The sequence below is a fragment of the Aquabacterium sp. genome (assembly GCF_041915145.1).
Lineage (GTDB): Bacteria > Pseudomonadota > Gammaproteobacteria > Burkholderiales > Burkholderiaceae_C > Aquabacterium.
The window spans coordinates 1-13,334 of sequence record NZ_JAYSBZ010000078.1 but is presented as its reverse complement, the minus strand read 5'-3'; the positions used below and the strand labels follow the sequence as shown (position 1 = coordinate 13,334).

Below are 13,334 nucleotides of genomic sequence, written 5' to 3'. Positions count from 1 at the left end.
CCAGGGCCGCAGCCCGGTGCTCGACACCGCCAGCCAGTCTGAGTTGCTGACGGTCGAAGTGCTGCGCCAAACCGTCTCGTCCTGATCGGAGCACATCTTGAACACCGCAACGAGCACCCCCGACATCCTCACCACCCGCGTGCATGCCGACGGCACGCAATCGGCCCAGTCGCTCAGCACGCCCACCGACGACCAGCGTGGCTGCGAGATGCATGTGCTGCCCGCGCGCGCCATCCCGGTGGTCTTCATCCCCGGCATCATGGGCAGCAATTTGCGCTTGAGCCGGCAGCGGCAAGCCAAGCTCGACAAGCGCACCGACATCGCCTGGCGCCCCGAGGCCACGATGGACGCGGTCGCCATGATCTTCAAGAGCCCGGCGCAGCGCCAGATGACGCTCGACCCCGAGGCGACCGAAGTCGATCGCTACGACCTGAACGCGGCCGGGGCCGACAAGCGGCACAAGAACGTCGCCGACGTCGCCTACCTGCATGTGCCGGGCACCGCCGCCAGCATGCCCGACCCACATGATCGCGACCGCCATGCCCGCCTGCGCGGCTGGAGCGAAGTGTTCTTCAGCAGTTATGGCGAACTGCTGCAGACCCTTGAAGCCCGGCTCAATCAGATGTGCCTGGACGGGCGCCCCCGCACGAGCTGGACCGCCGGCCAACGCCCGGCGGTGAGCATCGACCCCAAGACCTGGGGCGCGTCAGGTGGCGAAGCGCTGACGCCCGACGAGCTCGCCACCGTCAGCGATGCCTGGTACCCGGTGCACGCCATCGGCTACAACTGGCTGCGCTCGAACGGCGAATCGGCCAAGGACGTGGCCAAGCGCATCCGCGAGATCATTGCCTATTACCAAAAGCTGCAATTCGAGTGCGACAAAGTGATCGTCGTCACCCACTCGATGGGCGGCCTGGTGGGCCGCGCGCTCATCCACCCCGACTACGGCAACGCGCAAGACGTGGTGGCCGGCATCGTGCACGGCGCCATGCCGGCGGTGGGCGCGGCAGCGGCCTACAAGCGCATCCGCATGGGCTTCGAGGGCTCCGGGCTCATGGGTTATGTCTTCAAGAAAGTGGTGGGCGACACCGGCCCCAAGGTCACCGCCGTGCTGGCCAACGCACCGGGCGGCCTGCAACTGCTGCCCAGCGAGCGCTACGGCACCGACTGGCTCAAGGCCACGGTGGACGGCACCGAGGTGCTGTCGCTGCCCCAGGCCGACCCGTACGCCGAGATCTACACGGTGAGGGACAAGTGGTATCGGTTGATCAATGAGGAGTGGGTGAATCCAGCGAATGCCAAAGACTCATCAATCAAATCCACGATCAGAAAACTCCATCTGGCGCAGGAGTTTCATCAGGACATCGGCACTACTTACCATCCGTCCACCTACCTGAGCTACGGCGCCGATCTTCAGCAAAAGGCTTGGGGTGAAGTGACATGGCAAACCAGCAAAGCGCCGCTGCTGCACGGCGGACTGGTCCAACAGCTGGGGCTGGAGGACCTGCACGTTGAAGGAGCCGCCACCGGGTGGCAAACCGACTTCGACGACGGCGATGGCTGCATCGTGTTACGCGACGGGCTGCCCCAACATGCTGGCCAGCGCTTCAGCGCCGCCATCGCCAAGCCCGCTCAGTCAGGCGATGGCACCGTGCCCGCCGAGCGCTCGGCGCAAGACCCGGTCCGCCAGGGCAAGGCCCGCATCGCCTATCAGCAAACCGGCTACGACCACCAAGCCAGCTACGGGAATGACGCTGTACTGTCGAGCACCCTGCACGCCGTGTGCAAGATTGCCTTGCAAGCCTTTACGTGGAAGACCTGTTCATGATGCGCCGCCTGCTCACCAGCGCCCTACTCGCCCTGCCCCTCACCCTTTGCATCTCTTGCCACACCGAGGCCCGCAACATGACCACGCCCCGCATCGACAAATTGTTTGAGAAGACCAAGCCCGTGTGCTTTGGTCGCTTTGTGCTGGATGTGCCGGCGAGTGCCACCGTGGTACCTGGGCCGCAAGCATTCGGGCCGGACATTGAATCCTTGCCCAACGACGTGAAGTCATTGGCGCGTCGAGCCAAGGCGAAGCAGGATGAAATTCAAGCGAAGGCCCTCACAAAAGAAAAAGCTGAAGTGATTGCGTATACCGCCGGACCGACGTCTGGCAGTTGGCTCTTGACTTACTGGGATGACAAATTCGCCAAACAGGTGGGATTACAGAACGCGACGGGCTTTCTTGCTGCTGGCCCCCACGGCTTCATTTATCCCGACGAGACTGGAGACAAAGAAACCCCTGAAGACCTTCAAAGGAACATCACCTACGTCGCCACCCACCTCCGCCCCCGCGACCCCAGCGACATCCCCGCCGACCCCGGCGTGTGCCTGGACGTAGGCTTCATCGCCGACGACAGCGGCAAGTTTCAAGAGATCTTCGGTGTCGGCCTGCGCTTTGCCGAGTGGCCCGACGTGAGCTTCTCGGTGTCGTCCAACAAGGACGCGGATCAGGGCGAGAGCTTCGAGGCTCGCCGCGCCGAGGCCAAGCGCGCGGCCCTGCTGGTCGCCCCGCTGGCCACGCTGTTCAGCAAGGTCAAGACGCTGCGCGAGGGCAAGCTCAAGGTGCAGCAGGGCCGGGGCAGCGAGGCCTTGTTCCGCCACCCCTTGGGCAAGGACGACGGCCCGGGTGTCTGGCACGAGTTCTTGTTCGAATACGCCGGCAAGCAGTACGACCACCACAACCCCTCGTGGGACGCCTCGCTCTTCACCGGCGTGGCCAATAACAACGCCGGCTCAACCGCCGCATCGCTCACCGATGACGAAGTCCTCGCCCTGTGGGACCGGCTCATGGCCTCGGTGCGCCTGCGCGTGCCCGCGAAATAACTTGATCCCGTCGAATCACTCATGACCACCCCCGACTTCGCCCACAGCACGCTGGGCTTCAGCACGGCGCAACACGTGGCCAGCGGCCAGCGCATGGTGCGGCCGACCAGCGTGAAGCTGGACTACTTTGGCAAGCTGCCGTCGCGCGGCGATTTCGTGCGCGGCGCGCAGCAGCCGGCGTTGATGCAGCAGCTCGACGCGTGGGTGTCGCGCGCCATGGACTCGATGAGCCAGGACGTGCGCTGGAAGATGACGTTCGACGCCGCCACGCCGTTGCACTTTGTGTTCCTGGGCCCGCGCCAGCCGGTGGGCTTGGCGGGGTATGTGGTGCCCAGCCAGGATGCGTCGGGGCGGCGCTTTCCGTTCATGACGACGGGCACCTTCGACGTGGCCGAGCCCGCTCGTTTCATGGCGATGAGCCCGCTGGCGCTGACCAAGTTGTGGTCGCGGCTGGCCACGTCGGCTCGGCTGGCGCAGGCGGCGCCGGATCTGGATGACGCGCAGCCGCAGTTGACGGCGGACTCGGTGCAGGTGGACACGGCGCCCGACGCGCATCTGGCGAGCTTTGAAAAATTCGCCGCTGGCACGACGCTGGCCGATCTGGACGCGATGTTGCGTCCGCTGGGCGACGCGCCGGCGCCGTCGCTGCGGCAGACGGTGCTGGCCTTGGGCTTGCTGCTGGAGCCCACGCTGCGGCAGGGCTTCGAGGGCATCGACAAGGCGCTGGCGCTGCCACTGCCCCCCGAGCCCGCCAAGCGCTCGGCGGTGGCGGCGTTCTGGCTGGCGCTGGTGGCGCGCTTTGCGGCGCGCACCGATGTGGAGCTGGCGGTATTCTTCGCGCCGCGCCTGCCGCGTCCGCGCATGCTGTTGGGGTTTGCCGGGGCGTCGAGCGCGCTGCTGCAGGGTCTGCTCGACCCCTCCACGGCCGGCGAGCGGGTGATCGACGTGAGCGCCGCCGAGTGGGTCGAGGACTGGGTGAGCGAGGCGGATGGGGCCGCGCCACCCTTGCGCAAGTTGTCGGGCTATCTGCAGGAGCCGGCCTTGTCGCTCAAGCAGGTGATGGCGACTTTTCGCGAGGCGTTCGAGGCGGCGGCTTGAGCGGCTGCCGCGCGCTCGGCCACGGTTATCAAGGGAGTTGACGATGGATTTGTTGTTCAAGCGGCGAGCCACGCTCGCCACCCGGTTGAGCGCGTTGTGCCTGAGCGCGCTGCTCGCGCCAACCGGCCACGCGCAAGGGGCGCCCGCGTCGGCCACGCTGGCCCTGCCGCCCACCTCGGCGGGCACCCCCGCGGCCAGCGGCACGGCGCCGGTGATCGCCAGCGGGCTGGTGCCCGACGAGGCCACGCGGGCCGCGATCGTCGGCAAGTTGCGCGAGGTGTATGGCGCCGACCGGGTGGTCGATCAGTTGCAGGTGGGCTCGGTGGTGGCGCCGCCTAACTGGGCCGGTTATGTGCAGAAGATGGTGTCTCCCAACCTCAAGCAGGTGTCGCGCGGGCGCCTGAGCGTGCGGGGCAACGACATCGAGTTGCAGGGCGAGGTGGGCAACGAGGCGCAACGCCAGCAGGTGGCCAGCGACCTGGCGACGAGCCTGAACCCGACGTACACGATCAAGAACCAGCTGCGCGTGAGCAGCGTGGATCAAGGCTTGCTCGACCGCGCGCTGGCCAATCGCATCGTCGAGTTCCAGCCGGGCAGCGCGGTGCTGACGCCGCAGGGCAAGGCGCTGCTGGACGAGATGGCGCAGGCCTTGGGCCGGCTCGGCGGCAAGCGCGTGGAGGTGGTCGGCCACACCGACGCGCAAGGCGCGCGCGCCAGCAACCTGGCGCTGTCGCAGGCGCGGGCCGACGCGGTGAAGGCGTATCTGGTGGGCAAGGGCATCGAGGCGGGCCGCATCGCCACCTCGGGCGCGGGCCCGGATCAGCCGGTGGCGAGCAACGACACGCCCGAGGGCCGCTCGCGCAACCGGCGCATCGAGTTTCACCTGGCTTCTTGAGGCGGCAGGTGCACGATCTGGGCGGACTCGCCGGGCTCGATGCCGGGCGCGGCCGCCAGGCGCACCTGGTCGCGGCCGCCTGACTTGGCGGCGTAGAGGGCGCGGTCGGCGCGCTCCAGGGTCTGGCCCGTGAGCTCGTCGGTGCGGTGCTCGGCCAGCCCCGCCGAGAAGCTCACGCGCAGCGCGGGTTGCTGCGGCAGACAAGCCTCTTGCGCCATGCGAGCGCGCAAGCGTTGCAACCCCGGCAAGGCCTGATCGGCCCGCGCGGCCGGGAACAGCACCAGGAATTCTTCGCCGCCCCAGCGGGCCATCACATCGGTCTCGCGCAGCACCTCGGTGGCCACGGCGGCGAAGCGTTGCAGCACCCGGTCGCCCGCGCCGTGGCCGTGGGTGTCGTTGACGCGCTTGAAGTGGTCGAGGTCGATGAGGGCCACGCTGAACCCGCCGCCGTAGCGGTCTTGCCGGGCGCGTTCCTTGTCGAGCAGCTCCTGCATGTGCAGGCGGTTCACCAGGCCGGTGAGCGCGTCGTGCGTGGCCAGCCGCTGGGCACGCTCCAGCGCCTCGCGCAGCTCGCCCTTTTGCCGCACGAGCCGGGCCCGCAGTTGGGCGACGCGGTAGACGCAAATCGACACGGTGGGCAGCGTCACGGCCAGCACGATGAAGCGCACGCGTTCTTCGTCGGGCGGAAAGCGCAGGGGGTCGAGCCAGCTCATCAGCCACATCGAGGCGCCAAACCAGGTCAGCGAGAAGGCCCCCAGCCCCGCCGCCTGCCGCGGGGTGAGCGTGAACATGCCGTAGACCAGCACTTGCGTGGCCAGGATGAACGGCGCCCCGCGGACGGGCCCGAGAATGGCATACGACACCGAGATGCCCACCAGCGCGAAGAGGTTCTGCGGCAGCATCAGCCCGGGGTCGCGACAGCGCAGGCTCCAGCCGCTGCGCAGCAGGCCGTAGAAGATGGCCTGCCCCGCCACCATGAAGATGAAGAGCGGGATGCCGATCTGGCGCGGCATCAGGTGTTGCGCCAGCCCCGAGATCAGCAGCGCCGCGCAGCAGAGGTAGACGAAGGTGGCCGGCAGCTGGTGCCGCACGCGCACGCGCACGGCGCGCTCTTGCCCGCACACCACGTCGCCCACGCGCTGGGCCGCGCGGGCCGGCCAGCTGCGCTCGGTCGGCAGGGTGAATTCGGGGGTGGACATGACCCGCCTCTCACGCCGCGGCCAGCGCCACGCGATCGCGTCCGCCGGACTTGGCCAGATAGAGCGCGCGATCGGTGCGCTCCAGCAAGGCATCGAGCGGCTCGCCCGGCAAGCGCTCGGCCAGCCCCACCGAGGCGGTGATGCGCAGCGCGGGCTGCTCGCGCACCACCTCGGCTCGTGCCAGCGCCTGCTGCACGCGGGCCAGCGCCGTGGCCGCCTGCTCCGCCCCGGTGCGCGGAAACAGCACCAGGAATTCTTCGCCACCCCAGCGCGCGAACACGTCGCCGGCGCGCAGCAGGGGCTGCACGGTGCCCGCGAAGCCTTGCAGCACCTCGTCGCCGACGTGGTGGCCGTGCGCGTCGTTGACGCGCTTGAAGAAGTCGAGGTCGAACAGCGCCAGACAGCACGGGCTGCCGTGGCCACGATCCTGCCGGGCCAGCTCCTGCGCCAGCAGCTCGTGCATGTGGCCGCGGTTGACGAGGCCGGTGAGCGCGTCGCGCCGGGCCAGCGTCTGCACATGTTCGAGCGCGGCGCGCAGCTCGTCTTGCTGGCGCTGCAGCTTGCCGCGCAACTGCTGCACCTGGCGCGCCACCATGGCGGTGGAGGGCAGGCAGCAGGCGACGAAGCCGTATTGGATCAGCTCCCATTTGAGCGGGTAGCGATCGGGGTGCACGGTGGTGTTGTAGGCCACGACCACCCCCAGCATCAGCACGGCGCTGTAGCCCACCATCACCAGCTGGCGCGGGGGCAGGCTGAACAGGCCGAGCACCAGGATCAGCGAGAACAGCATCAGCGCGTTGGTGCGCGCCGGGCCGCCCCAGGCGTAGGCGGCCACCACGGCGGCGGTGGAAAAGAAGGCGCGCTCGAGCGCCATGTCGCGGTCGCTGGCGCGCAGGCTCCAACCGGCGCGCAAGGCGGCGCAGAACAGCGCGTACCCCACCAGCAGATAGGCGGCCAGCAGGTGCCCGTGCAGCGGGTCGAACATCTTTGCCGTCGTGGCATGCAGGGTGACGGCGGCGCAGGTCAGGTAGATCGGGCCGAGCTTGATGAAGCGCGTCAGCCGAGCGCGCTGCTCGGCATCGGCGCCGAGCAGCAGCCGGCCGAGTCCGTCGAGCAAGGGGCGCGCGCTCATGGGCCGCCAGCGTGGCTCAACTCACCGGCGCCAGCACCGAGCGGTTGCGTCCGCTGGCCTTGGCGGCGTAGAGCGCGCGGTCGGCCCGCTCCAGCGTCTGGCGCAGGGTGTGGCTGTTCACGTGCTCGGCCAGCCCGGCGGAGAAGGTCACGACCAGGTCGGGCACGGTTTCGGACAAGGCCTTGCCGGCCATGTGCTCGCGCAGCCGCATCAGGCCGTTGAGGGCCTGCTCGGCGCGCGTCTCGGGGAACAGGATGAGAAATTCCTCGCCGCCCCAGCGCGCCATCATGTCGGCGTTGCGCAGCACCTCGATCGATTCGCGCACGAAGCCGCACAACACCTCGTCGCCCACGTGGTGGCCGTGGGTGTCGTTGATGCGCTTGAAGAAGTCGAGGTCGACGATGGCCAGGCAGAAGGACGCGCCGCTGCGCTCTTGCCGCTTGAGCTCCTGGTCGAGCAGCTCCTGCATGTGGCGGCGGTTGATGAGGCCGGTGAGCGAGTCGCGCGTGGCGAGCTCCTGCACGCGGGCCAGCGCCTCGTGCAGCTCGCGGCGCTGCTTGAGCAGACGCTCGCGCAGCTGGCTCACCTGGTGCGCCACCAGGGCCATGGTGGGCAGCACGCTGAGCGCGATGCCGAACTTGATGGCCTCGACCTGGATCGGGAAGTCGTCGGGCTTGATGCGGCACATCACCGCCATCGCGGCGCCGAGCAGGATGACGGCGAAGGCGCCCACGGCCAGCGTCTGGCGCGGCGTGAGGCTGAACATGCCGAAGGCCATGACCAGCGCCAGCAGCAGCAGCACCGTGCCGCGCGCCGGGCCGACGATGATGTAGGCCGCCACGATGGAGGTGATGGCGAACAGACACTGCGGCAGCGCCAGCGACGAGTCGCGGCAGCGCACCGTCAGGTCGGCGCGCAGCACCGCGTAGAACCCGATGACGCCGGCCGTCATGTAGAGGTTGAGGCAGGTGGCCAGCCGTTCATCGACCATGCCCAGCCACACGCCGCGCATCATCAGCAGCATGCAGATGAGGTAGACGTAGGCCGCCATGAGCGTGCGCAGCACGCGGCGGTGCATTTGCGGGTCGGCGCCCAGCACCACGCGGGACACCGGTTGCAGCCAGGTCGGGCAGCTCATGTCGCCCCTCCCTCGCGGCCGGCGCCGGAGCGCTCGGCCTGGTCGGCGCTGGCGCTGCAGTCGGGGCAGACCACCTGATTGCCGCCGCGCTGCTTGGCCTCGTGCAAGGCCTGCCCGGCGCGCTCCAGCGTGTGTTCGAGCGTGTCGCCCGCGCGATGCGCCGCCAGGCCCGCCGAGAAGGTCAGCCGCAGCTGCGGCAGGCGCGGCAGCAGCGAGCCGCGCGCCAGCTCCAGCGTGAGGCGGCGCAGGCCCATCATGGCGTAGTCGGGGTGCGTCTCGGTGAGCAGGATGAGGAACTCGTCGCCGCCCCAGCGCGAGGTGACGTCGCTGTGGCGCAGCGTGCGGGTGGCCACGCGGGCGAAGGCGCGCAGCATGTCGTCGGCCACGGCGTCGCCGTGCTCGTCGTTGATGCGCCGGAAGCCGTCGAGGTCGATCAGCGCCAGGCAGAACGCGTGGCCGCGCCGCCGCTCGTGGACGATCGCCAGCTGCGCCATCTCGATCATGTGGCGGCGGTTCACCAGGCCGGTGAGCGCGTCGCGCGTGGCCAGCTCCTGGGCGTAGGCCAGGGCGTCGTGCAGCTCCTGCTGCTCGGCGCGCAGGCGCTGGTTGAGCCCGCTCACGTATTGCCCGAGCAGCGCGGCCACCGGCAGCGTGGCGGCCACGATGCCGAAGCGCAGCCACTCTTCTTGCGGCGGATATTCGTGCGGCCGCAGCTGCGACATCAGGGCCATCACGGCGCCGATGGTCAGCACGGCGTACAGCCCCAGGCCCAGCGTCTGCTTGGGCGTCAGGGCGAACATGGCGTAGACGATCACCATCACGGCGAGCATGAGCGCGCAGCTGCGCAGCGGCCCGGCGATGGCGTAGCCCACGGCCACCATCGTCAGGGCCAGCAGACTTTGCGCGAGCATCAGGCTGGGGTCTTCGAGCTCGTCGGTCAGCCCCGAGCGCAGCAGCAGGTAGATCACCAGCTGCGCCATCAGCGTGAACGAGATGAAGGCCCAGCCCAGCGTGACCGGCACCACGCCCAGCGACATGCCCACCAACAGCGCCAGGTCGCAGCCGAGGTAGACGGCCCAGGCCAGCAGTTGCACGGCCACGCGCGAGCGCACGGTGCGGTCGAAGCCGAGCACCCAGTCGCTGCGGCGACGCAGGCTGTCGTTTGGCGAGCGGGCGGTCATGTGAACCACTTCACGAACGCGGCGCGCTCGACGGCAACGGTGAATTGAGGTTGGAGGGCCATTCGCTGTAACTTCGGCCGGCGGCCTTCAAACTTGATGTTGCGCCGCGCCGCTTGTGCAACAACAGTCACGCCCGGCGGCCTTGGCGGCGTACAGCGCCTGGTCGGCCTGCTCCAGCGCCTGGCGCGGCGTGGTCGCGCTGTCGTGCTCGATCACGCCCGCCGAGAAGGTCACGCGCAGACCCGGCACGGTCGGCGCCACCACTTGCTCGCGCAACACGTCGCGCAAGCGGTGCAGCACCGGCACGGCATTGGCGGCCGGGGTGTCGGGCAGCAGCAGCAAGAATTCCTCGCCGCCCCAGCGGCCGATCAGGTCGGTGCTGCGCAGGCTCTCGACCAGCACCCGCGCGGCGGCCGTCAGCACCTCGTCGCCCACGGCGTGGCCATGGGTGTCGTTGACGCGCTTGAAGTGGTCGAGATCGAGCAGCGCGATGGTGAGCGGCGTGCCGCTGCGCAGGTGGCGCAGGCATTCCTGCTCGACGAGTTGCTGCATGTGGCGGCGGTTGTAGAGGCCGGTGAGGCTGTCTCGCGTGGCGAGCTGCTCGACCTGCTGCAGCGTGTCGCGCAAGGCGCGGCGCTGCTCGGACAGCGCCAGGCGCAGCCGGCCGAAGTGGCTGAGCACGAACGACACCATCAGCATCACCAGGCAGGCCACCAGGGCGGGCAGCAGGTCGTCGCGCACCGAGAAGGTCCGCCCCGGATGCGCGCCCAGCAGGCCCACCGCCGCGAGCAGCACGCCGGACGACACCGCGCCCGTCAGCAGAATCTGCCGCGGCGTGAGGCGGAACATGCCGAACACCAGCGAGATGCACATGGCCTGCAGCGCCGCGCCACGGGTGTAGGGCACGGCCACGTAGGCCAGGGCCATGGACAGCGCGGAGAAGATGATCTGCCACTGCGTCATCCCGACGTCGGCGAAGCGCCGGCTCCAGCCGCTGCGCAAGGCGGTGTTGAAGAAGGCCAGCCCGAGCGCGTTGATGCCCAGCACGACGGCCAGCATGCGCTCCGACACGACGCCGCGCCGGCAGGCATCCATCTCCACCCCCATCCACAGCAGGCAGATGAGCGAGGCCAGCAGCGTGAAGCTCATGGCGTTGCGCAGGGCGGGGTCGGCGCCGAGCAGCCACGTCAGCCCGTCCCGCTCGCCCTCGCGCGGGGGCGATGCGAAATGCGGCACGGCGCTCATGTAGCCAGCTCCAGGCGATCGCGCCCCGCCTGCTTGGCGCGGTACAGCGCCGCGTCGGCGCGCTCGATGGCGCGCTGCAGCGTTTCGCCCGCCCGCACCTCGGCCAGCCCGGCCGACAGCGTGACGCGCCAGGGCGAGCCGTCCGCATGCGCGGGCAGAGCGATGTCGATGCGCCTCAGCAGGCGCTCGATGGCCGCGCGGGCCTCGGCCTGCGCCATCTCGGGCATCAGCACCAGGAATTCTTCGCCGCCCCAGCGGCACACGGCATCGGGGCCGGGCAGCACCTCGACGACCTGCCGCGCGAAGCCGATCAGCACGCTATCGCCCATCTGATGGCCGTGGGTGTCGTTGACGCGCTTGAAGTGGTCGATGTCGAGCAGCGCCACGCAACAGGCGCGCTGGCTGCGCGCCAGGCGCAGTTGCTCGTCGGCCAGCTGAGCCATCATGTGGCGGCGATTGACCAGGCCGGTGAGGCCGTCGCGCGTGGCCAGGTGGTGCAGCTGCTCGATCGCCTCGGCCATGTCGGCCTTTTGCCGCACGTTGCGCTGCCGCATCTGCGCCAGGCGACGCGCCACCATCGCAAACATGGGCAGGGTCACGGCGGCCAGCACCACGTTGAGCGACTGCTCGGCCACGTCGAAGCCGGGCTCGTGTACCCGCCACATCACCAGCAGCATGGCCAGCAGCATGACCACGGTGGCGCCGCCCGCCAGCAAGATCTGCCCCGGCGTGAGGCGGTACATGCCGAACACCAGCACCAGCGACAGCAGCGGCAAGGCCACGTTGCGGCTGGCCTCGACGAAGGCGTAGTTGAGCACCAGCGCGCTCAGGCCGAGCAGGATCTGCAACAGCGTCAGCGCGGGGTCGCGCAGGTGCCGGGTGCGGCCGCTGCGCAGCACCGCGTACAGCGCCAGAAACCCGGTGATCTCGTAGGCGGCCACCACCTGCGCCGACCGCCAGGGCACGAGGCCGTGCACGGCGCCGGCCCAGCGCAGCAGGTTGAACAGCAGATACATGAGCCCCGACAGCAGGGTGCGGCGCAACCACACGCGCTGGCGCGGCTCGGTGCCCAGCACGGCGTCGCCGATCAGGCGCCAGGGCCCGCGCGCCACGGCCGGCGCCCCGGCCTGGACGGCAGGTTCGGTCAGCTCGGCGGCAAGCGGGGTCGGCAACATGAGTACGCACGTGCTCCAGGAGGCGATCCCTGGTGATCGACCCCGCCGCGCCGAACTTGAGGGCGCGTCAGCCCGCGTCGCCGCCCGCGGCCGGCACGCCCAGCAGTTCTTCGACGTGCGACAGGCTGCCCGCGTCTTTCAGCACCACGCGCAGCCACTCGTGCAGCGGCATGTTGCCCCACTGCACGGCCTTGTCGGCCAGGTAGGCGACCGGGCTGTGCGGCTCGGTGCGGCGGAAGAAATCGGCCACCTCCTGCAAGCGCTGCAAGGCCTGGGCCCGGCTGGCGATGGGCCCGGCGCCGCCGGCACCCCCCTGCGACGACTCGACGGCGCCCGCGGCCGCTCGATCGGCCGCGGCCTCGCCCTTGGCAGGCGACGCCTGCGCGGCGCCCCCCACCCACGCGCCGGAGTCGCGCGCCAGCCGCTCGAGGTCGGCGGCCGCCTCGGCCAGCGCCTCGCGGGCCGGCACGAAGCTCGGGCCGTGCTCGCCGAGGTGCTGGTCGATCACCTGCTGCAAGTCGCCCAGCGCCTGCACGGCCTCGCGGGCCGCGCCCACCTGCTCGGCCCAGCTGGCCGACGACATCTCGCGCAGCGCGCGGGTCAGGCGGTCGGCCTGCAGCCGGGGGTCGGTGGCCGGCGTCGCGCTGGCGGACGAGGCCCGCACCTGCGCCACCTCGGCCAGCGAGTAGTTCGCGCCCTTGCCGCACACCGCCGGCAGGCGCCGGGCCTGCTCGCGCACGCGGGCCAGCAGCCAGGCCACGGTGCCGACGCGCTCTTCCTGGTCGCCGCCTTCGGGCAACGGGTGCAGATGCGGCCAGTAGCGTTGCGCCAGACCAGACGTGAGCCGCAAGCCGCGCGCCAAGCCGCGGTAGCCGTCGGTGCAGGCCCAGGCCTCGGTGAGCCAGCCGGCCAGACGCAGATCCTTGCTGCGCTCGGTCAGCAACCGGGCCGCGCCGCGCGCCACGCCGGGCCAGTCGGCCACCTTGAGCGGCGTGACCCACTCGCCCTGATCGAGACTGGGGTCGTCGGCCTCGCGCAGCCGGGCCAGGGCGTCGAACTCGACGGAATACGACAGGTCGTCGCCGCACGGCGCGGCGTCGGACACGGGCGCCAGCAGCGGGGCCAGCGTGGGGTCGGCGGCGAACCCGGTGTCGGGCGTGGTCAAGTCTGCATGCATGTTGTCTACTCCCTGGGGGCGCGGGCGACGATGCCGGCGCGTGGCCGGGGAGGATAGCGAAAATACCGCCCCCGAAACGACGACGGCCCGCAAGTGCGGGCCGCCTGGAAGGGGGAGTCGCGCGCGTCGCCGCACGCGCCCGGTCAGAAGGTTTCCCAGTCGTCGTCGGGGGCTGACGGCGTGGCCACGGCCGGCGCCGGCGTGGCGCGCGGCGCGGCGGGAG

General features: G+C 70.1%; 11 protein-coding genes. 4 read left to right on the top strand and 7 right to left on the bottom strand.

All coding sequences use genetic code 11. The annotated features are described in order from the left end of the window. The first annotated feature begins 97 nt into the window (after window positions 1–97). From ACE3SS_RS12885 to ACE3SS_RS12870, 4 genes are all read left to right on the top strand, one after another. The gene (locus tag ACE3SS_RS12885; RefSeq protein ID WP_374594551.1) at window positions 98–1,828 is read left to right on the top strand and encodes an esterase/lipase family protein; all 1,731 of its coding nucleotides are present in this window, start codon (window positions 98–100) and stop codon (window positions 1,826–1,828) included. A 77-nt stretch (window positions 1,829–1,905) separates the two neighbouring features. Continuing rightward, complete coding sequence (locus ACE3SS_RS12880; protein WP_374594549.1) at window positions 1,906–2,871, top strand: T6SS immunity protein Tli4 family protein; 966 nt, start codon at window positions 1,906–1,908, stop codon at window positions 2,869–2,871. Window positions 2,872–2,892: 21 nt separating this feature from the next. Next, on the top strand, window positions 2,893–3,969 hold the full coding sequence (gene tagF, locus ACE3SS_RS12875) for a type VI secretion system-associated protein TagF (RefSeq protein WP_374594547.1): 1,077 nt from the start codon (window positions 2,893–2,895) through the stop codon (window positions 3,967–3,969). Between the two features lie 43 nt (window positions 3,970–4,012). After that, the gene (locus ACE3SS_RS12870; RefSeq protein WP_374594546.1) at window positions 4,013–4,864 is read left to right on the top strand and encodes an OmpA family protein; all 852 of its coding nucleotides are present in this window, start codon (window positions 4,013–4,015) and stop codon (window positions 4,862–4,864) included. On the opposite strand, the gene ACE3SS_RS12865 is transcribed toward ACE3SS_RS12870, so the two are convergent. From ACE3SS_RS12865 to tssA, 7 genes are all read right to left on the bottom strand, one after another. Beyond that, the gene (locus ACE3SS_RS12865; protein WP_374594544.1) at window positions 4,849–6,063 is read right to left on the bottom strand and encodes a GGDEF domain-containing protein; all 1,215 of its coding nucleotides are present in this window, start codon (window positions 6,061–6,063) and stop codon (window positions 4,849–4,851) included. The two genes, ACE3SS_RS12870 and ACE3SS_RS12865, sit on opposite strands and share 16 nt — an antisense overlap. 10 nt (window positions 6,064–6,073) lie before the next feature. Next, on the bottom strand, window positions 6,074–7,195 hold the full coding sequence (locus ACE3SS_RS12860) for a diguanylate cyclase (protein WP_374594543.1): 1,122 nt from the start codon (window positions 7,193–7,195) through the stop codon (window positions 6,074–6,076). A 16-nt stretch (window positions 7,196–7,211) separates the two neighbouring features. Then, entirely contained in the window at window positions 7,212–8,333 is a 1,122-nt protein-coding gene (locus tag ACE3SS_RS12855; protein WP_374594541.1) for a diguanylate cyclase, read from the bottom strand. Then, complete coding sequence (locus ACE3SS_RS12850; RefSeq protein WP_374594539.1) at window positions 8,330–9,514, bottom strand: GGDEF domain-containing protein; 1,185 nt, start codon at window positions 9,512–9,514, stop codon at window positions 8,330–8,332. Before ACE3SS_RS12850 ends, ACE3SS_RS12855 begins: the two co-directional genes overlap by 4 nt. 87 nt (window positions 9,515–9,601) lie before the next feature. Further along, window positions 9,602–10,759, bottom strand: coding sequence for a GGDEF domain-containing protein (locus ACE3SS_RS12845; protein WP_374594537.1), 1,158 nt, complete (start codon window positions 10,757–10,759; stop codon window positions 9,602–9,604). After that, a complete protein-coding gene (locus ACE3SS_RS12840; protein WP_374594535.1) occupies window positions 10,756–11,934 on the bottom strand; it encodes a GGDEF domain-containing protein in 1,179 nt (392 codons plus the stop codon). Before ACE3SS_RS12840 ends, ACE3SS_RS12845 begins: the two co-directional genes overlap by 4 nt. Before the next feature lie 67 nt (window positions 11,935–12,001). Continuing rightward, window positions 12,002–13,111, bottom strand: a complete 1,110-nt coding sequence (tssA, locus tag ACE3SS_RS12835; RefSeq protein ID WP_374594533.1) for a type VI secretion system protein TssA — start codon at window positions 13,109–13,111, stop codon at window positions 12,002–12,004. Between the last annotated feature and the right edge of the window lie 223 nt (window positions 13,112–13,334).

Coding starts and splice junctions, on each gene's coding strand:
- tssA (WP_374594533.1), bottom strand. CDS start 13,111: ATGCATGCAGACTTGACCACGCCCGACACCGGGTTCGCCGCCGACCCC.
- ACE3SS_RS12840 (WP_374594535.1), bottom strand. CDS start 11,934: ATGTTGCCGACCCCGCTTGCCGCCGAGCTGACCGAACCTGCCGTCCAG.
- ACE3SS_RS12865 (WP_374594544.1), bottom strand. CDS start 6,063: ATGTCCACCCCCGAATTCACCCTGCCGACCGAGCGCAGCTGGCCGGCC.
- ACE3SS_RS12850 (WP_374594539.1), bottom strand. CDS start 9,514: ATGACCGCCCGCTCGCCAAACGACAGCCTGCGTCGCCGCAGCGACTGG.
- ACE3SS_RS12845 (WP_374594537.1), bottom strand. CDS start 10,759: ATGAGCGCCGTGCCGCATTTCGCATCGCCCCCGCGCGAGGGCGAGCGG.
- ACE3SS_RS12860 (WP_374594543.1), bottom strand. CDS start 7,195: ATGAGCGCGCGCCCCTTGCTCGACGGACTCGGCCGGCTGCTGCTCGGC.
- tagF (WP_374594547.1), top strand. CDS start 2,893: ATGACCACCCCCGACTTCGCCCACAGCACGCTGGGCTTCAGCACGGCG.
- ACE3SS_RS12880 (WP_374594549.1), top strand. CDS start 1,906: ATGACCACGCCCCGCATCGACAAATTGTTTGAGAAGACCAAGCCCGTG.
- ACE3SS_RS12855 (WP_374594541.1), bottom strand. CDS start 8,333: ATGAGCTGCCCGACCTGGCTGCAACCGGTGTCCCGCGTGGTGCTGGGC.
- ACE3SS_RS12870 (WP_374594546.1), top strand. CDS start 4,013: ATGGATTTGTTGTTCAAGCGGCGAGCCACGCTCGCCACCCGGTTGAGC.